We start from the raw sequence: 18,295 nt of genomic DNA on the forward strand, positions 1-18,295 counted from the left end.
CCGTGGTCACCGTGGTCACCGTGGTCACCGTGGTCATGATGGTCGTGATCCATCTCGGACGGGTCATGCTCGAGCGCGTCGGTTTCGAGATAGCCCTCGTCACCCGGCGCCCCGCCCGGCAGCTCGCCGGCCACCGTAAAGGCCAGATCCACCCGGGCCCGCCAGTAGTCACCCAGCGCGGCCACGGCTCGCTGCCAGTCGGCCAGCTCTTCCTGCTTGGTCACCAGCAGGTCGAAGACATCGTCGAACATGAAGTTGACGCGTTCCTGCATGCGCTCCAGCTCGATTTCGCGGGCCGGGAGCAGTTCGTAGCGCTTGGTGCTGAACTTGTCCCGGTTATGGGCCAGCCGGACGAAGTGCTGGTGGACATCGGCGGTCACCGCCTGTTCCAGTTTGGCCTTCCGGGCCTCGCCGTCCTCCAGCCGCGCCTCGGCCCGGGCGATGCCGGCCTGGTTCTGGTTGAAGATCGGCAGGGTGAAGGAGATGCCACCACCCCAAAGGCGGGTGCCATCGGTCTCGCGCTCGAACTCGATACCGGGCTCGATGTCACCCAGCCACCGATAGCGCCGCACCAGGGCCACGCCCTCGGTGAGCCCCTCCAGGGCGTGATCCAGGGCCCGCAGGTCCAGCCGCTGTTCCAGGGCCTGTTCGACCAGGGCGTCGCGGTCATCCACAGCGGCCAGCGGCAGCGGCAGCTTGCCGGGAACCTCCCAGTCATCGACCTCGCCGGGCAGCCCCATCAGGTGGGCCAGTCGCAGACGTGTCTCGCGTTCACGCTGACGCGCATCCTCGAGCTTCAGTCGGGCCTCTGCCGCGCGGATGCGCAGCTGTGCCCGCTTCAGGTCGGTGATATTGCCGGCGTCATAAAAGCGCTCGCCCAGCAGCGAACCGAGATCCGCTGCACGGGTCTCCAGTGCCTGCACCTGAGCCCGCTGGCGCGCAGCCACCGCGTCATACCAGGCACGTTCAGTGTCCGAGGCCAGGGCCACCATCCCCTCGGCCAACTGCAGACGGGTGGACTCCCAGTGGGATTCGGCTATGTCCTGTCGCGCACTGCGCATCAGCAGGCCGGAAATGCCCCAGGCCAGGCCAACCCCGACTTCGTTGCCGCCACCGCCCTCGGGGCGCATCACCGACAGTGACAGGGTGGGATTGGAAAACTGGGAGGCCTCGACCACGTCGGCGGCGGTAAGATCCAGTTTGGCGTAGGCCTGCTGCATGCGCGGGTTGCGCCACAGGGCCTGATGAATGGCCTCTTCGAGCGTCAGCTCGCCGGAGGGTCGGGGCATCTCCGACTCGGGCAGGTCGATCCCCTGTACCGAGATGTCCTCCGCCAGCTCGGAGCGGTCCAGCTCGGGCGCGGTGACCGCGCAACCGGCGAGGAACAGCACCGATACAACGGGGAGCAGCAATCGGGTTGCTCTCATCGTGAAAATCTCCTTGATCGGACTTCGACTCCGCATCCCGCGCGAACGCGCGACACGGCCTTGCCATCCGCCAAACCCGGGTGGAACCGGACGTGCGGACAGCCCCGGCGCTCGGGCCGGTACAGTCAGATCAGGAGAGGATCGGGGGTCGGTATAACGCGGCCGCGGGCGGACCGCTCTGGAAGGAATACAGGCTCAGGGCCTGCGTGACCGGGGCCAGCAGATGCATGCCGGTGATGGACGGCATGCCCTGGCAGTGGCTACAGGCCGAGCAACTCGCCATACAGGCGGCGTCCACGCAATCCACGTGCACGATCACCCCGCTGGCGTCAGAGGAATCCGAAGTCTCGTGGGCGTGGTCGCCGCCATATCGGGTATCGGCATGATCGTCATGCGCATGGTGATCATGGTCGTCGCCGTGCGCATGATCATGTGAGTGGTCATGGGCCGCGTGTTCCGCAGGCTTGTCGCCCTTCGATTGGGCCCCGTGCATCGCATGCTCGGCGTGACCGCCTTCCACGCTCGCGACGGCCGCGAGCGCCGGCAGGCCGGCAATCGCCAGCACCAGCATCCAACACAGCAGTCGATGGAAGACCCTTTTCACGTCGGCCAAATCTCGTTTGGGGGCATCTTGGCCCAGCAATCGGCGGTCAACATACCACACCCCACACCCTTGGGCGCCATCCCTGCAGGAGGCCAGCCCTCTGGCCGATTACGACCCGACCAGCACCCCATCGGCCAGAGGGCTGGCCTCCTACGCGAGCGCGCGCTCGATCACGTCGCGCAGGTCGCGTGACAGTTCGAGCGCGGCGAGGCGCTCGAGTTCCGCCCGCATCTGTTCGCCGCGGGCGCTGTCCACCTTTTGCCAGCGGGTCAGCGGCTGGGCCAGGCGGGCGGCTGTCTGCGGGTTCATCGCGTCCAGCTTCTCGACGAAGCCGCCCATACGGCGGTAGCCCGCGCCGTCCTCCTGGTGGAAGTGGCGTTCGTTGCGCGCCATGAACGGCCCGAGCACCGCACGCACCCGGTTCGGGTTGGTCCAGCGAAAGCCTGGATGCTCCAGCAGCGCCTCCAGGCGCTCGAAGCCGCCCGGGACCTGACTGCCAGCCTGCAGGCCGAAGTACTTGTCCAGCACCAGCGGGTCGTCCCGGTAGCGCTGCTCGAAGTCCGTCAGCAGCACCTCGCGGGCCTCGTGATCGAGCTCGTTCACCGCGTTCAGCGCGCCCATGCGCATGGTCATGCTGCGCGCCTTCTGGTACTGCGCCAGGGCCTCGGGCACCGCGGCCTGGTCGCCAGCGGCCACACGCAGCGCCAGCAGGCGGTTGCGTAGCTGGCGTAGACCCATTGCCTCGGCGGTGAAGGCGCCGTTGTCGACGTCGTCCAGCTTCGGCTGGATCTGCTGCATCGCACCCGCCAGCGGGGCATAGAGACGCTTCTCCAGGTCGTCGCGCTCCATGCGCAGCCGCACCGGGTCGACGCGCTCGAACAGCTCGGCCAGCTCGCGCGTGGGCGGCAGCTGCAGGATGGTCGCCAGCAGCACCGGCTCGATCGCCGGGTCCTCGATCAGGGCATGCAGGGCGCGCTCAGTGGCAGCCTCCAGCGCGGAGTCGGCAGCGTCATGTTCGATACGGGCGCGGATCGCGCGGCGGAACAGGGTCTGCGCGGCCTCCCAGCGGGAGAAGGCATCGTCGTCATGCGCGAGCAGGTGGGCCAGTTCATCCACGCCCTGGTTAGCGTTCAGGATCACCGGCGCTGAGAAGCCGCGCAGCCAGGAGATCGCGACCGGCTCGGCGGACAGATTCTCAAAGCAGAAGGTGTGCTCGGCGGCATCCAGCTCCAGCACCCATTCGTCGCACTCGGCGGCGTCGCCCTCGCGGAGGGCCTGGATCCGCCGCCCCTGGGCATCGAGAAAGGCCATGCGCACCGGGATCACGAGCGGATCCTTGTGGTCCTGCCCGGGCGTTGGCGGGGTCTCCTGCGCGAGCGTGATGCGGGCCGGGCCACCGGGGCCGTCAAAGGCGGTACTCGCAGTCACGTGCGGGGTGCCCGCCTGGGTGTACCAGCGCTTGAAGCGGGAGAGATCGCGCCCGCTGGCCTCGGCCATTACCGCGACAAAGTCGTCCGTCGTCACGGCCTGGCCGTCGAAGCGCTCGAAGTAGAGATCCAGCCCCCGGCGGAAGGTCTCGCGACCGATCAGGGTGCGCAGCATGCGGATCAGCTCCGCGCCCTTCTCGTACACCGTCAGCGTGTAGAAGTTGTTGATCTCGGCATAGTGATCCGGGCGCACCGGGTGCGCGAGCGGCCCCGCGTCCTCCGGGAACTGGAAGGCGCGCAGCATGGCGACATCGTCGATGCGCTTGACGCCGAACAGGGTGCAGTCGGTAGTGAACTCCTGGTCGCGGAAGACCGTGAGCCCTTCCTTGAGTGACAGCTGGAACCAGTCGCGACAGGTCACGCGGTTGCCGGACCAGTTGTGGAAATACTCGTGGGCGATCACCGACTCGATGGCGACAAAGTCGCTGTCGGTGGCGGTGTCGGGGCTGGCCAGCACGTACTTGGCGTTGAACAGGTTCAGCCCCTTGTTCTCCATCGCCCCCATGTTGAAGTCGTCCACCGCGACGATCATGTACACGTCCAGATCGTATTCGCGGCCGAAGGCCTCCTCGTCATAGCGCATCGCGCGCTTCAGCGAGGCCAGCGCGTGGTCGCAGCGATCCGCGTTGTGCGCCTCCACAAACAGCTCCAGCGCGACCTCGCGCCCGGATATTGTGGTGAAGGTATCGCGCTGGCAGGCCAGATCTCCGGCAACCAGCGCAAACAGGTACGACGGCTTGGGGAACGGATCCTCCCACACCGCATAGTGGCGCCCGCCATCCAGCTCGCCGGCCTCCACGCGATTGCCATTGGCCAGCAGCACCGGGTACTGCGCCCGGTCCGCCTCCAGCCGCACGCGATAGGTGGTCAGCACATCCGGGCGGTCGGGGAAGAAGGTGATGCGGCGAAAGCCCTCCGGCTCGCACTGCGTGCACAGATTGCCGCTGGAGGCATACAGGCCTTCCAGCGCGGTGTTCTGCTCCGGGTGGCAGCGACTGACGATCTCCAGCCGCGCCAACTCCGGCAGGCCGTGCAGCAGCAGGCCCTCGTCGTCCTGCTCTAGCATGCCCTCGCCCGGCTCCGCGCCATCCACGGCCAGCGACACCAGCTCCACGCCATCGCCGTAGAGCCGCAGCGCCCCGTTCGGCTCCGCCGCCTGCAGATTGCGCCGCACCGCCATGCGCGTGGTCACCTCGGTGGTCGCCGCCGCCAGGTCAAAGTCCAGCTCCAGGCTCTCCACCACAAACGCCGGCGGCTGGTAATCGCTCAGATAAACCGCCTGGGGACTCGCATCACGCATTCCGAACTCCAAATCAAAGGCACTGCAAAAGGTTTAACACGCTGCCGCGGTGCCGACGTCAAACCCGGACCATGGCCCTGTCATTGCCACCGCAGCTCCGGCCCCTCGCCGTGATGACGGCCCGGGAACTGGCACCACACCAACAATCCGTTAGCATACCGCGCATGGAATGGATCGATATCTGCTTCAACCTCACCCACGAATCCTTCAACAAGGAACGCGCCGAGGTCCTCGAGCGCGCCCGCGAGGCCGGCGTCTCCTGGATGCTGATCACCGGCGCCGACGCCCACCAGAGCGAGAAGTGCCTGGAGATCGCCGACCAGTACCCGGACTGCTGCCGCGCGACCCTGGGCGTGCACCCGCACCTGGCCAGACAGTGGACCGATGCGATCGCCGCGCGGTTCAGTGACCTCGCCCGCGCGGACGAAAACGTCGTCGCCATGGGCGAGATGGGGCTGGACTACAACCGCGACCACTCGCCGCGCCCGCAGCAGCGCATCGCCTTCGAGGCCCAGCTGGAGCTGGCAGCCGATCTCGGCCTGCCGGTGTTCCTGCACGAGCGCGACGCCCACCACGACTTCGCCCAGATCCTGCGCCGCTGGCGTGACAAGCTGCCGGCCGCCGTGGTGCATTGCTTTACCGGCGAGGCCGATGCCCTGGCCGAATACCTCGACCTCGACTGCCACATCGGCATCACCGGCTGGGTCTGCGACGAGCGCCGCGGCAAGCACCTGCACCCGCTGGTGCCGACCATCCCCCGCGGGCGTCTAATGATCGAGACCGACGCCCCGTACCTGCTGCCGCGCACCCTGCCCAAGGGGAGTGGCAAGAAAATCGGCAATGGCCGGCGCAATGAACCCGCGTTCCTCCCCCACATCGGCGAGTACCTGGCCCAACTGCGTGACGAGACCCCCGAAGACCTCGCCGCCCACACCACCGCCACCGCCCGCGCCTTCTACAACCTGCCCGAAACCGCCGACGCCTGAGGCCCCCGCCAGCACCCCCGGCCAACAACCAAGGGGTCTGGCCTTGCGTCTTGTCTCCTCAGCCAGGAAGGGCAAAGGCAAGGCCTGACCCCATGCCACGCCCCGGCTCCGAGCCCGACGCCTGAGAACGGCTGCGTCGTGAGCAAAATCCAGCGCATTGTCATGGCCTGCAAGGGCGCGCAGGATGGTTGACCCGATAGCGGCTCGCGTGAGGAAGTGCGTATGAAGACTTCGTTGATTCTGACACTGGTGGGGCCGGACCGGCCGGGGCTGGTGAGCGCGGTGGCGGCGCGGGCTCGGTCGGCGGGCGGCAACTGGCTGGAAAGCCGGATGACGCAGCTGGCCGGGCAGTTTGCCGGGGTGGTACTGCTGGAGGTGGATGCCGAGAACGCCGACGCGCTGGAGGCCGCGCTGCGCGAGCTGGCAGGCGACGGGCTGCAGGTGCATATCCAGCGTGGCAGCGAGCTGCCCCCGGCGGCGCGGCATCCGGTGGTGCTGGACCTGATCGGACACGACCGGCCGGGGATCGTGCAGGATATTACCGCCGTGCTCTCGCGCCACGGCGTGAGCGTCGAGACGCTGGAGACCGCCTGCGAACCGGGCTCGATGACCGGCGAGCCGATGTTCCGCGCAATGGCCCGCCTGGGCGTGCCGGAAGGCCTGGACCTGCACACCCTGCAGGACGACCTGGAGGCTCTGGCCAACGAACTGATGGTCGACCTCGAACTCCACGACCCGCTGCAGGAACCACCCGAGGCCGTGGCCTGACCGCCTGCCGACACAGGCAGGCAACATCCTGATTCTACAACCTTAGGGTGCCGTTGAGCGCAGCGAAACGCACCACTCCCCGCTCGGTGCGGCCCCCGATGCGATTCGCTTCGCTCATCACATCCTACGACGCGGCGACTGGTGGACTCTCGTTGCCAATCAGGGCGCGGCTCGGTGGCGGCGGGCGGCGTCGAGGCGGCGGACGAAGTCCTGCATCAGGGTGGTGTAGAGCGTTTCACCGAGGACCTTGTCCTCGATGCCGGCGTCGAGGTTGGGGTTGTCGTTGACCTCGATGACCATCACGCCGCGCGGGGTCTGTTTGAGATCGACGCCGTAGAGGCCATTGCCGATCAGGTTGGCGGCCTTGACGGCCGTCTTGACCACGGCGGCGGGCACGTCCGCCAGTGTCAGTGTGCGGAAGCCGCCCTCGCGCGGGCCACCCTTGGCGTCGTGGTTGACGATCTGCCAGTGCTTGCGCGACATCAGGTACTGCGAGGCGTACAGCGGCTGGCGGTTGAGCACGCCGATGCGCCAGTCGAACTCGGTGTAGACGAACTCCTGGGCGAGGATCAGATCGCTCTCCTTCAGCAGACGCCGGGCGATGGATTCCAGCTCGGCGCGGTCGTTCGCCTTGAATACCCCGCGCGAGAAGCTGCCATCCGGGATCTTGAGCACCACGGGATAGCCGATCTGTTCCTCCGCACGCAGGATGGTCTCGCGGTTGAGGATCACGGTCATTGGCGTCGGCACACGATGGGCGGCCAGGCGCTCAGCCAGATAGACCTTGTTGGTGCAGCGCAGGATGGAGTCGGCGTCGTCGATCACCACCATGCCCTCGGCCTCGGCCTTGCGCGCGAAGCGATAGGTGTAGTGGTCGATGGCGGTGGTCTCGCGGATGAACAGGGCGTCGAACTCCGCCAGCCGTGGCAGATCGCGTGCCTGGATCAGCTCGACATCCATCCCCTGCTCCTGCCCGGCGCGGGCGAAGCGCTTGAGCGTGGCCGGCGTGGACGGGGCCATCGCCTCGTCCGGGTTGTGCAGGATGGCCAACTCGTAGCGCGCGCTACGCGCCCCGCGGCGGCGGCGCCAGGGCTTGGAGAGGTAGCGCTCCAGCGCGGCGAAGAAGGCTGGTTCCTGCTCGGGTTCCAGCGTGTTCAGCGCGAACGGGCGCAGGGCGTGAATCTGCCAGCGCCCCTGCAACCGGAACTCCACCCGGAACATCGGCGCGGGGAACAGGGCAAACAGCTGCGCGGCAATCTCCTGCAGCGCCGGCTCGTCGCACTGGCCGAACAGCACGGTCAGCTCCAGGCGCTCGGGCTGCGCGCCCTGGCGACTGCGGCCCAGAACGCGCGCCACGCGCTCGTCCAGCTCCTCGGTATCCAGGCTGTAGATGGACTTGCGCGACAGGTCCTGCAGGGTGCGCACGCTGGGGATCACCCGGTGCCCACGCGCCTCCGCCAGTAGCGAGCCATAGTAGCCGGCGGACAGGTAGCGCTGGCTGCGGCACAGGTTGATCACACGCAGGGTAGCCGGGTCGTCGGCGGCCGGTCCGCGCAGGTAGTCGTCGATGGCTATCACCGGCAGGTCGGGGAAGTGCGGCTTCCAGTCCGCCCGCCGCTCGACCAGGATGCGGTGCTCAGGCATGCGCACCCTCCGCCAGACGGCGCGGGCCGACGATCACCGCCGCCTGCAACCCGGCGCGACCGTAGCGCGCCATGCGCTCGAAATCGGCACGCGCGATCGGCATGTTCACCGAGTCCACCGCGCGCTCGCCTTGCTCCACATCCACGAACGGGTCGTGCACGTAGACAAAGCGTTCGTCGAAACCGGTCACCGTGACCCAGTGCGGGAAGCGCTCGGCATATAGCCGCACGCTGCTGATCAGCACCACCGGCACCCCGCCCTCGGCAAAGCGCGCCTCCAGCTGGGACGCGTTCACCGGGCCGTGCACCACCGGCACCCCGAGCTGTTTCAGTTCCTCGATCATGTCCTCCTGCACCAGCTGCATGACCTCCTTCTTCTCCGCACTGCGTACCGAGTCGGCAAACGCCACACCGCGATCGCGCACCAGAAGCTCCACCTCGAACCCGCGATGAGCGGCCGCCAGCGCGAGCCCGTACGGCCCGCAGCCGCCGTGGCCCGAGGTCATGAAGATCGTGGTGGCGTCGCGCCACAGGCGCAGTTCGAGGCGCCGGTCCAGCTTCAGCGCCGGGTCCACCGCGCGCATCGCCATCATCAGCGCGGCCGGGCCGCAGGTGAACTCCAGCGTCTGCGCGTAGTAGGGCGCGCGCACCAGCGCCGGATCGGGCCCGGGCGCCAGCGACTTCTGCAGCCGCAGGGCATCCATGTGGTCCTCGTAGTAGTCGTCGATGGTGCCAAAGTCGCGATACCCGAGCCTGCGGAACAGGGCCAGGCTGGCGGCGTTGTCGCGCCGCACCTCCAGGCGCAGATCGGTCCGCCCGTGCTGGCGCGCCGCGTCCTCCGCCGCCTCGACCAGGTGCCGCCCCAGCCCCTGGCCGCGCGCCCGCGCGCTGACCGCAATCGAGTACAGCCGCGCCAGCGACGTACCGCGGCTGAACAACAGCATCACGTAGCCGAGCAGGCCCTCCCCGCCGGGATCTTCCGCGACCAGCGTGGCCGCATGCCCGCGCGTCAGCAGGTAGCGAAACTGCCGCCGCGAGATCCGATCGATCTCGAACGCCGCATCCTCCAGCGCCACCAGCGCCTCCAGATCCTCCAGCGCGGCCGGACGGATCAAGGGCGATTGTGCGGCGGGCGCAACCCGCTGCTTGACCTGCTGGCTCACGCTCCTCTCCTGGCGGCTGCCCGGTCTCCATCGTAGCGCAACCACCGGGCACCCATGGCCCGTTCCAGCAGGAATATTTGCCGGGGGCGAGACCCCAACTAACGCAGTGCCCCGGCCAGTTCGTCCAGGCCGCCGATGGTGGCCGTGGGCTTCCCGCCCCAAGGGTCGAAAAGGCCCTCCCCTGCCCGGTCGAGCCAGGCCGTGTTGATGCCCGCAGCCTGCGCGCCGATCACGTCGAAGGCGTTGCCTGAAACCAGCCACGCCTGCTGGGGCAGCACATTCGCCCGCTGCAGAAAATGCCGGTACACCCGCGGGTCCGGCTTGAAGCAGCCGATCTCGTCCACGCTGACAAGATCCTCGAAGCGATCCTCCAGCCCGGCGTTCCGCAGCAGCCCACTGACCGTCTCGGCCGTCCCGTTGGAGAACGCAAATAGGCGGTGCCCGTCCGCGCGCAGTCCGTCCAGCGCCGGCCCCGCATCAGCGAAGGCCGGGAGCTCTCGATAGCGCCGCAACAGCTCCGCCTTCTGCTCCGATTCGAGCACGATACCCAGCGCCTCGCAACAGTACTGAAACGCTTGCTCGGTGCAGGCATCGAAGTCCGCGTACGCCCCCATCAGCCCGCGCCGAAAGGTGTACTCCAGCTGCTTCTCGCGCCAGGCACGCGCCAGCACCGGCGCCCGCTCGCCAATCCATCCCTCGAGTGTGGCCGCAATTCCCTGCGTATCAATCAGCGTCCCGTAAACATCAAACGCCAGCGTCTGCCGCATAGCTCCTCCCGGATGTCACCACCAAACCGCCATCTCGCACTACCGGCCGCAAGATGCCAGTATGACCACAGTCCTTGCGTTCCTCACCGCACATGGTGATGTCACGGGAAAAATCATGAAGATCAAAGATCTCATCGACAAAGCCAATTCCCTTCCTGTGGAGGAACGCGGACTGGTGGCCGAATCGCTACTGCGCAGCCTTAACCCGCCCGATGCGGGCGTGGACCGGAAATGGGCGGAGGTCTCCCGAAAACGCCTGGAAGATGTCCGTTCGGGTTCGGTAGACACCGTACCGGGCGACGAGGTCTTCCGGAGAATCTTCAGACATAAAGACTGATCCGCGACTCGATCTCCTGTCCGTCGAAAACGGTCAGCCATGCCGTCCGCGAAGGATCTGGACATGCGGGTACGACACGGCACACTGAGTGCGATGTCCCGTCAATCGAAGCACTGGAGTCGTCGATGAGCATGCAGGAGACCATTACCCGGAAGCTGGAGGAGCACTTTGCGCCCGAGCATCTTGAGGTGGTGAACGAGAGCCACATGCACAACGTGCCACCGGGTTCGGAGTCGCATTTCAAGGTGACGGTGGTGTCCGAGGCCTTTCGTGACCAGAAGCTGATCGCGCGGCACCGGCTGGTGAACCAGGCCCTGGCCGACGAACTGGCCGGAGGCATCCACGCCCTGGCGCTGCACACGCTGGACCCGGACCAGTGGTTCGAGCGTGCCGGCAAGGTCGCCGACTCCCCGCCCTGCATGGGTGGCGACGGCGGCAAGGCCTGATCGCTTGTCGATGACGGCTAACGCCGCGGCCGACCCGGCCGTGGATGCCATCCTGCGCGCCCGGCTGGAAGCGCCCGGGCTGATGGACCTGCTCGGCCAGATCGAGGCCAACCTGAACCCGGCGGCCAGCCACCCGCCGCTGGCGGGCGTGTCCGAGCACCTGGGGCCGGACTGCCACATCGTGCTGTGGCTGATCGACGGCTTTGCCACCCGCTACCGCCGCCACACGCCGCTACTGGGCGCGGACTACGTAACCGACCTCGAGACCGTGTTCCCCAGCACCACGGCCACGGCGATCAGCAGCATCCTGACCGGGCGCACGCCCGCGCAGCACGGCCTGCTCGGCTGGCACACCCGCCTGCCGTCCGCCGAGCGCACGCTGACGGTGCTGATGGGGCAGGAGCGCGACGCCGAGGATCGTCCGGCCACGCTCGGCTACCGCGAGCTGACCGGCCGCGTACAGCCGGACCGACTGGTCGACCGGCTCGGCTGCCACACCACCATGATCGGCCCGGACTGGATCGGCGGCACACCGTACAACCGCATGATGAACGGCTCCGCCGCGTTCATCGGCTTCGAGGACCTGTCCGAGCTGCCGGCGCGGGTGGCCACGCATGTGAACGCAACGCCGGGGCCACATTTCACCTACGTCTACTGGTCGGAGCTGGACCACCTGGGCCACGCCTACGGCCCGGAAAGCCCGGAGGTGGAGCGCCACCTGAAGCAGCTGGACCTGGCCTACACCGCAACCTGCGCGCAGATCCAGCGCCCCGAGAGCATCTTCCTGACCACCGCCGACCACGGCATGCGCACCATGGAACGCCGGCTGGACCTGCGCGAGCACCCGGCGGTGCAGGCCTGCCTGCGCCACCGCCTGACCGGCGAGCCACGTGCCGCCATCGCCCATGTGCGCGAAGGACGCGACACGGACTTCCTGACGGTCCTGGACGCCGCCTTCGGCGCGGACGTAGCCGCAGTCCCCGCCGCTGACTGGCTGGGGCCCGGGACCCTGGGCCTGCCCCCGGGACATGACCGGGAGCACCCCGAACTACGGGCACGCGCCGGCGACTACCTGCTGCTGCCTGCGGAGGACGCCTACCTGGTGGACCCGCCGGACGACGACGAGGGGCCATTCTTCCGCGGTGCCCACGGCGGCCTGTCGCCGGAAGAGCGGCATATTCCCCTGTTTCTTCGGAATATCGGCCAGTAGCGGTAAACTGTCAGGTTCTGTGCCGGCCAAACGGGCGGGCGCTGGCTGAAACAAGACTGTCCCGAGATCCCATGAACGACACCGCCGACCAGACCTACAACAACGCCGCCCAGCACCTGATCGAGCTGGCGAACCGGCTCGCCGATGACGGCCAGGCCGCCGAGACCGGCGACGTCGCCGACGGCCTGCTGGCCGGTGCCGTGCACTTCTGGCTCTACAGCCGCCAGCCCTGCGGCGATCCGTTGTGCGAGGACTGCGCGCCGTTCGCGGACGCCGAGAGCCGTCTGGCCATGCTGCACGAGCTGATCGACGAGCTGGCACGCGACAGCGACTACTTCCACGCCACCACCGACACCACCGTCGGCCACGCCTGACCCGCTACGCCCGAGCCGATGCCGGTCACGCCCTTTCGCCCCGCGACCGACACCTGGTTCGGCGAGGCCTTCGGGCAGGCGACCACGATCCAGTCGCGCGGCTGGCCCGCGATCCGGGCCGGCCGTCACTGCCTGCTGATCGCCCCCACCGGCAGCGGCAAGACCCTCGCCGCGTTCCTCAGCGCCATTGACCGCCTGACCGGCGAGCCCGCACCGGATGCCCGTCGCGGTTACTCGGTGCTCTACATCTCGCCACTGAAGGCGCTGGCCACCGACATCGAGCGCAACCTGCGCGCCCCGCTGACCGGGATCGCGCAGACCGCCGCGCGCCTGGGCCAGACCGTGGGCCAAACCGTAGGCGAGACCGCAAGCGAGCCGGTGGTACACATCCGCACCGGCGACACCCCGCAGGCCGAGCGCCGCGCGCAAGCGCGCGAACCCGGCGACATCCTGGTGACCACGCCGGAGTCGCTGTACCTGCTGTTGGGCTCGAAGGCCGCCGAAAACCTCGAGTCCATCCACACGGTCATCATCGACGAGGTGCACGCGCTGGCCGGCAACAAGCGCGGAGCGCACCTCGCCCTGTCACTGGAACGGCTGGCCGAACGCTGTGGCGAGGACCCGCAGCGCATCGGGTTGTCCGCCACCGTGCACCCGGTGGAGGTGGCGCGCGGCTTCCTTGGCGGCGACCGCGAGGTGGAGGTGATCGACGCCGCCGAGCCCCCGCGCCTCGACTTGGAGATCCTCGCCCCCGAGGAACCGCCCGCCGAGCACGCAGCCCCGACCGTCGAGGGTTCGGAAACGACGAGCCCCTCATCCGGCCCGATCCCGTCCGGCTCCATCCTCGGCGCGGTCTACGGCCAGGGCACCGGGCAACTCCCCACCACCCGCGGCGACCGTGCCGCACGCCTGGAGCCGCGCCTGCTGGCCGCGATCCTCGAGCACCGCTCCACCATCGTGTTCGTGAACAGCCGCGGGCTGTGCGAACGCCTGGTCCAGCGCATCAACGAGGCCTGGCGGGAGCAGCAGCCGGAGGATGCCGAACCGGTGGAGGACCTGGTCGCCGCCCACCACGGCAGCGTGTCCCACGAGCGCCGCGCCGAGATCGAGGGCCGGCTGAAGACCGGGCGCCTGCGCGGCATCGTCGCGACCAGCTCGCTGGAGCTGGGCATCGACATGGGCGCGGTGAACCTGGTGATCATGGTCGAATCCCCCGGCGCGGTCGCGCGCGGGCTGCAACGCGCCGGGCGTGCCGGGCACGGCGTGGGCCAGGTCTCGCGCTCGCTGCTACTGCCGCGCTTTCGCGGCGACCTGCTCGAATGCGCGGTGATCGGCGAGCGCATGCAGGCCGGCGCGCTGGAGCCGATCCACGCCCCGCACAACCCGCTGGATGTGCTGGCCCAGCAGCTCGTCGCGATGGTCTGCGAACGCCCGCGCACGGTAGACGAACTGCACGCGCTGGTGCGCCGCGCCGCGCCCTGGCGCGAGCTGTCGCGCCCGCTGCTCGAGGCCACGCTGGACATGCTATCCGGCCATTACCCCAGCACCGACTTCGCCGACCTGCGCCCCTGGCTAGCCTGGGACCGCGCCCGCGACGAACTGACCCCGCGCCGGGGCGCAGCACTGGCCGCGCGCCTGAACGCCGGGACCATCCCCGACCGCGGGCTGTACGGCGTGCATGTCGGCGAGGGCGGGCCACGCATCGGCGAGCTGGACGAAGAGATGGTGTTCGAGCTGAAGACCGGCGAGAACGTGACCCTGGGTGCCAGCACCTGGCATGTGGAGGCGATCACCCGCGACCGCGTGCTCGTCTCTCCCGCCCCGGGCGAGGTCGGCAAGCTGCCGTTCTGGCATGGCGACGGCCCCGGCCGCCCGATCCAGCTCGGCCAGGCCATCGGCGCCGCCAACGAGCGGCTGGCCCGCATGAACCGCGCCGAACGCACGACCTGGCTCAGGGAACACGCGCCACTGTCGGAAGCGGCGGTCGAGACCCTCTGCGATTACATCGACGAGCAGCGCGAGGCCACCGGGCAGCTGCCCTCGGACCAGCGCATCGTGGTCGAGCGCTTTCGCGACGAGGTCGGCGACTGGCGCGTCTGCATCCTGACGCCGTTCGGCGCGCGCGTGCACGCCCCCTGGGCGCTGGCCCTGCAGGGCGCGCTGGCCAGCCACTCCGGCTTCGAGGTGCAGGTGATGTATACCGACGACGGCATTGTGCTGCGCCTGGCCGACAGCGAGGACCTGCCCGAGTTGGACGCCTTGTTCCCGGACCCGGAGGAGCTGGAGGAGGCGGTCACCCGCGAGCTGGGCCCCTCCACCCTGTTCGCCAGCGCCTTTCGCGAGAACGCGGCACGCGCCCTGCTGCTGGTGCGCAACCGCCCCGGCCAGCGCACCCCGCTGTGGGCGCAGCGGCTGAAGTCGCAGCAGCTGCTGGCCTCGGTGCGCGAGTACGCGAGCTTCCCGGTGGTGCTGGAGACCTACCGCCAAGTGCTGGCCGACGTGTTCGATCTGGACGCGCTTCGGCAGATCCTGCGCGGCGTGCAGGAACGCCGCATCCGCGTGCACGAGGTGGAGACGCCACAGGCCTCGCCGTTCGCCCGCAGCCTGGTGTTCGCCTATGTCGCGGCCTACATCTACGAGCAGGACGCGCCGATGGCCGAGCGCAAGGCCCAGGCGCTGACGCTGGACCGCGGAATGCTGGCCGAACTGCTGGGCCAGGCCGAGCTGCGCGAACTGATCGACCCCGAGGCCCTCGCCGAGCTGGAGGCCGAGCTGGCGCACGCCACCGAGGCGACCCGGGTGCAGGACGCCGACGCCCTGCACGACCTGCTGCGCCGGCGCGGCGACCTGACCCGGGACGAGGTCGCAGCCGCCTGCGCCGAGACGCCGGGGCCGTGGCTGGAACAACTCGCCCAGTCCCTGCGCGCGGTGGAGGTGCGCATCGCCGGCGAGCCGCGCTGGATCGCGGCCGAGGACGCCGCACTGTACCGCGATGCCCTCGGTGTGGTGCCCCCGCCCGGCCTGCCCGCCGCCTTCCTGGAACCGCCGCAGCGCCCGCTGGAACAACTGCTGCGCCGCTACGCCCGCACCCACGGCCCGTTCCGCAGCGAAGACCTGGGCGCACGCTACGGCCTCGCACCGGGCGCGCTGCTGCCGGCGCTCGAGAGCCTGGAGCGCGCCGGTGTGCTGCTGCGCGGCGAGATCCGACCGCAGGGCACGGGCGAGGACTGGTGCGAACTGGACATCCTGCGGCGGCTGAAGCGCCGCACCCTGGCGCGGCTGCGCGACGAGGCGGCCGCGGTCGGTGCCCGTGCGCTGGGCCGCTTCCTGCCCGCCTGGCAAGGCCTGACCGAGCCCGGCCGTGGGGCCGGCGCCCTGCGCGACACGCTGACGCAACTGGAGGGCATCGCCCTGCCCTGGTCCGCCTGGACCGCCCATGTGCTGCCGATGCGGGTGCGCGACTTCTCGCTGGATGCGCTGGACCGCATCACCGCCTCCGGGGAGTTCGTCTGGGTGGGCAGTGGTGCGCTGGGCCAGCGCGACGGACGCATCCGCTTCCTGCGCCGCGAACAGGCGATGGTGCTGCTGGAGCCGGAGGCCGATGCCGCGGATACCCCCGCCAGCGACGACCCGCTGGCGCTGGCGATCCTCGAGGCCCTGGACCGGCGCGGCGCCTGCTTCTACCTGGAGCTGGAACGCGCGGCCCGGACGGCGCAGCCGGACGCCCGCCAGGACGCGATCGAGGCCGCGATCTGGGACCTGGTCTGGGCCGGGCAGATCACCAACGACACCTTCGCGCCGCTGCGCAGCCTCGGCCAGCGCAGGACGTCCACGCGCGGCCGACGGCGACCAGGACAGGGTCTGGCGGGCGGGCGCTGGTCACGGGTCACCGAGCTGATCGACCCCGGCGTGTCGCTGACCGAGCGCGCCCGCGAACAGGCCGAAAACCTGCTGGCCCGCTACGGCGTGGTCAGCCGCGAGATGGCCCGTGCCGAGGGCCTGCCGGGTGGCTTCGGGCGCGTGTATCCCGTCTACCGCGCGATGGAGGACTCCGGCAAGCTGCGCCGCGGCCACTTCGTCGAAGGACTGACCGGCGCGCAGTTCGCCCGCGCAGGCGCGGTGGACCGCCTGCGCGCCCTGGAACGCGCGGCCGACGACACCCCCGAACCGCAGTGGCTGACAAGCGTCGACCCGGCCAGCCCCTGGGGCCTGCTCCTGCCCTGGCCGCAGCCGCCGGAAGCCGCCGAGGGCCGCCTGCGCCGGGTCGCCGGGGCGCTGGTAGCCCTGGCCGGTGGCCAGCCGCTGCTGTACCTGACCGCCTCCGGCCGCCAGCTGTTCCTCTGGGAGACGATACCCAGCATCGACACCGCGGAGGAACACGCGGCCCTCGTCACCGAGGCCATCCGCCAGCTCGCCGGGAGCCGCTGGCTGCCCAAGCGCCGCGGCGTCACCATCGAAACCATCAACGGCGAACCGGCGCGCCAGTCTCCGTTCGCGGCTGCGCTGCGCGCCGGCGGTGCCATGGGCGAGGTCCGTGGCCTGCGCCTGGAACCACCCACCGGCCGCCGTTGATGCAATTCGCCGCGTTCTTCGCATCCTACGGGGCACGATTGCAGATCGGGGCAGTGTCGTAGGGTGCGTTGAGCCCTGCGAAACGTACCGTTCGCCCGGAATCTCGCGAGGCTCGAACGGCGGCCCCAGCTCATCGGCATATCGCAGTCGCCCATCACCCGAGCTCGGGCAAAAAACGCCTGTCTGGCTGGACACTCGCACCGCCGGTACGGCAGAATCCCGTTCATTCGATGCACCTTCCATTTTTGGTGTAATCGCGTCCATTCACGACAGGATCGCTGCCGATTCCGCCCATCATGCCTTCTATCCTGCTGCTCAACGGCCCCAACCTGAACCTGCTGGGACAGCGGGAGCCGGAGCGGTACGGGCACCATACGCTGGCGGATATCGAGGCCGACCTGACCGCGCACGCCCAGGCCGCCGGGGAGACCCTGGCCTGCTTTCAGAGCAACCATGAAGGCGAGCTGATCGACCGCATCCATGCGGCACGCAGCGAGGGCGTACGCCGCATCCTGATCAACCCGGGCGGCCTGACGCACACCAGCGTAAGCCTGCGCGATGCCCTGCTGGGCGTCGACATCCCGTTTTACGAGATTCACATCAGCAACATCCACGCGCGCGAGGCGTTTCGCCACACCTCGCGCCTGGCCGATGTCGCCGCCGGCACCCTGAGCGGGTTCGGCGTGATCGGCTACCGGATGGCGCTGGACGCGGCAATCGCGGCCCTCAAGGAGTCATAGACACCCCATGGATATTCGCAAGGTCAAGAAACTGATCGATCTGCTCGACGAGAGCGGCATACACGAAATCGAGATCCACGAAGGCGAGGAGTCGGTGCGCATCACCCGCTCGCCGAGTGGCTCCGCCGTGGCCGCCGCCCCGGCAGCGATGCCCGCCCCGGCACCAGCCGCCCCAGCGGCCGCCCCGGCGGGCGAGGCCGCGGCACCGGCGGCGCCGGAAGTGGATGGCCACCCGGTCACCGCGCCGATGGTCGGCACCTTCTACCGCGCCCCGAGCCCCGGCGCGAAGCCCTTTGTCGAGGTCGGCCAGACGGTAGAGGTCGGCGAGACACTGTGCATCATCGAGGCGATGAAGATGCTCAACCCCATCGAGGCGGACCAGGCCGGCACCATCCGCGACATCCTGGTCGAAAACGGCAACCCGGTGGAATACGGCCAGCCCCTATTCATCATCGGCTGACCCCTTCCGAC

15 protein-coding genes are annotated in these 18,295 nt (G+C 69.1%); 9 read left to right on the forward strand and 6 right to left on the reverse strand.

Annotated elements, in window-relative coordinates; all coding sequences use genetic code 11:
• The 3 genes from F623_RS12925 to pepN all read right to left on the reverse strand — a co-directional run.
• The coding region (locus F623_RS12925) for a TolC family protein (protein WP_019572182.1) at nt 1–1,412 on the reverse strand (1,412 nt) is incomplete at its 3' end.
• 145 nt (nt 1,413–1,557) lie between these two features.
• Nucleotides 1,558–1,998 (reverse strand): hypothetical protein, encoded by a 441-nt coding sequence (locus F623_RS0111505; RefSeq protein ID WP_018862576.1) that lies wholly within the window; start codon nt 1,996–1,998, stop codon nt 1,558–1,560.
• 183 nt (nt 1,999–2,181) lie between these two features.
• Entirely contained in the window at nt 2,182–4,818 is a 2,637-nt protein-coding gene (gene pepN, locus F623_RS0111510) for an aminopeptidase N (RefSeq protein ID WP_018868649.1), read from the reverse strand.
• Between the two features lie 164 nt (nt 4,819–4,982).
• Here pepN and F623_RS0111515 point away from each other — a divergent pair, with 164 nt between their 5' ends.
• On the forward strand, nt 4,983–5,804 hold the full coding sequence (locus tag F623_RS0111515) for a TatD family hydrolase (protein ID WP_018868648.1): 822 nt from the start codon (nt 4,983–4,985) through the stop codon (nt 5,802–5,804).
• A 222-nt stretch (nt 5,805–6,026) separates the two neighbouring features.
• On the forward strand, nt 6,027–6,572 hold the full coding sequence (locus F623_RS0111520) for a glycine cleavage system protein R (protein ID WP_018862573.1): 546 nt from the start codon (nt 6,027–6,029) through the stop codon (nt 6,570–6,572).
• A 159-nt stretch (nt 6,573–6,731) separates the two neighbouring features.
• On the opposite strand, the gene F623_RS0111525 is transcribed toward F623_RS0111520, so the two are convergent.
• The 3 genes from F623_RS0111525 to F623_RS0111535 form a co-directional block, all read right to left on the reverse strand.
• A complete protein-coding gene (locus F623_RS0111525) occupies nt 6,732–8,216 on the reverse strand; it encodes a RimK family protein (protein WP_018862572.1) in 1,485 nt (494 codons plus the stop codon).
• The gene (locus tag F623_RS0111530) at nt 8,209–9,378 is read right to left on the reverse strand and encodes a GNAT family N-acetyltransferase/peptidase C39 family protein (RefSeq protein WP_018862571.1); all 1,170 of its coding nucleotides are present in this window, start codon (nt 9,376–9,378) and stop codon (nt 8,209–8,211) included. The genes F623_RS0111525 and F623_RS0111530 overlap by 8 nt, the downstream gene beginning before the upstream one ends.
• Before the next feature lie 98 nt (nt 9,379–9,476).
• Nucleotides 9,477–10,145 carry a haloacid dehalogenase type II gene (locus tag F623_RS0111535; protein ID WP_018868647.1) on the reverse strand — a complete coding sequence of 223 codons (669 nt, stop codon included), beginning with the start codon at nt 10,143–10,145 and terminating at the stop codon, nt 9,477–9,479.
• Between the two features lie 115 nt (nt 10,146–10,260).
• Here F623_RS0111535 and F623_RS0111540 point away from each other — a divergent pair, with 115 nt between their 5' ends.
• The 7 genes from F623_RS0111540 to accB all read left to right on the forward strand — a co-directional run bounded on the left by F623_RS0111540 (nt 10,261) and on the right by accB (nt 18,284).
• On the forward strand, nt 10,261–10,482 hold the full coding sequence (locus F623_RS0111540) for an addiction module protein (protein WP_018862569.1): 222 nt from the start codon (nt 10,261–10,263) through the stop codon (nt 10,480–10,482).
• Between the two features lie 125 nt (nt 10,483–10,607).
• Nucleotides 10,608–10,928 carry a BolA family transcriptional regulator gene (locus F623_RS0111545; RefSeq protein ID WP_018862568.1) on the forward strand — a complete coding sequence of 107 codons (321 nt, stop codon included), beginning with the start codon at nt 10,608–10,610 and terminating at the stop codon, nt 10,926–10,928.
• Nucleotides 10,929–10,938: 10 nt separating this feature from the next.
• Nucleotides 10,939–12,138, forward strand: coding sequence for an alkaline phosphatase family protein (locus F623_RS0111550; RefSeq protein ID WP_018868646.1), 1,200 nt, complete (start codon nt 10,939–10,941; stop codon nt 12,136–12,138).
• Nucleotides 12,139–12,209: 71 nt separating this feature from the next.
• A complete protein-coding gene (locus F623_RS0111555; protein ID WP_018862566.1) occupies nt 12,210–12,512 on the forward strand; it encodes a hypothetical protein in 303 nt (100 codons plus the stop codon).
• A gap of 18 nt (nt 12,513–12,530) precedes the next feature.
• The gene (locus tag F623_RS0111560; protein ID WP_018868645.1) at nt 12,531–17,084 is read left to right on the forward strand and encodes a DEAD/DEAH box helicase; all 4,554 of its coding nucleotides are present in this window, start codon (nt 12,531–12,533) and stop codon (nt 17,082–17,084) included.
• 296 nt (nt 17,085–17,380) lie between these two features.
• On the forward strand, nt 17,381–17,824 hold the full coding sequence (gene aroQ, locus F623_RS0111565) for a type II 3-dehydroquinate dehydratase (protein WP_012983603.1): 444 nt from the start codon (nt 17,381–17,383) through the stop codon (nt 17,822–17,824).
• A 7-nt stretch (nt 17,825–17,831) separates the two neighbouring features.
• The gene (gene accB, locus F623_RS0111570; RefSeq protein WP_018862564.1) at nt 17,832–18,284 is read left to right on the forward strand and encodes an acetyl-CoA carboxylase biotin carboxyl carrier protein; all 453 of its coding nucleotides are present in this window, start codon (nt 17,832–17,834) and stop codon (nt 18,282–18,284) included.
• Nucleotides 18,285–18,295 lie beyond the last annotated feature (11 nt).

The organism is Thioalkalivibrio sp. ALD1, assembly GCF_000381245.1.
Classification (GTDB): domain Bacteria; phylum Pseudomonadota; class Gammaproteobacteria; order Ectothiorhodospirales; family Ectothiorhodospiraceae; genus Thioalkalivibrio.

Bases quoted from the DNA above. Each gene is read 5' to 3' on its own strand.
- F623_RS0111505 (WP_018862576.1), bottom strand. From the start codon at position 1,998: ATGCTGGTGCTGGCGATTGCCGGCCTGCCGGCGCTCGCGGCCGTCGCG.
- aroQ (WP_012983603.1), top strand. From the start codon at position 17,381: ATGCCTTCTATCCTGCTGCTCAACGGCCCCAACCTGAACCTGCTGGGA.
- F623_RS0111550 (WP_018868646.1), top strand. From the start codon at position 10,939: ATGACGGCTAACGCCGCGGCCGACCCGGCCGTGGATGCCATCCTGCGC.
- F623_RS0111520 (WP_018862573.1), top strand. From the start codon at position 6,027: ATGAAGACTTCGTTGATTCTGACACTGGTGGGGCCGGACCGGCCGGGG.
- pepN (WP_018868649.1), bottom strand. From the start codon at position 4,818: ATGCGTGATGCGAGTCCCCAGGCGGTTTATCTGAGCGATTACCAGCCG.
- F623_RS0111545 (WP_018862568.1), top strand. From the start codon at position 10,608: ATGAGCATGCAGGAGACCATTACCCGGAAGCTGGAGGAGCACTTTGCG.
- accB (WP_018862564.1), top strand. From the start codon at position 17,832: ATGGATATTCGCAAGGTCAAGAAACTGATCGATCTGCTCGACGAGAGC.
- F623_RS0111540 (WP_018862569.1), top strand. From the start codon at position 10,261: ATGAAGATCAAAGATCTCATCGACAAAGCCAATTCCCTTCCTGTGGAG.
- F623_RS0111555 (WP_018862566.1), top strand. From the start codon at position 12,210: ATGAACGACACCGCCGACCAGACCTACAACAACGCCGCCCAGCACCTG.
- F623_RS0111515 (WP_018868648.1), top strand. From the start codon at position 4,983: ATGGAATGGATCGATATCTGCTTCAACCTCACCCACGAATCCTTCAAC.
- F623_RS0111525 (WP_018862572.1), bottom strand. From the start codon at position 8,216: ATGCCTGAGCACCGCATCCTGGTCGAGCGGCGGGCGGACTGGAAGCCG.
- F623_RS0111560 (WP_018868645.1), top strand. From the start codon at position 12,531: ATGCCGGTCACGCCCTTTCGCCCCGCGACCGACACCTGGTTCGGCGAG.
- F623_RS0111535 (WP_018868647.1), bottom strand. From the start codon at position 10,145: ATGCGGCAGACGCTGGCGTTTGATGTTTACGGGACGCTGATTGATACG.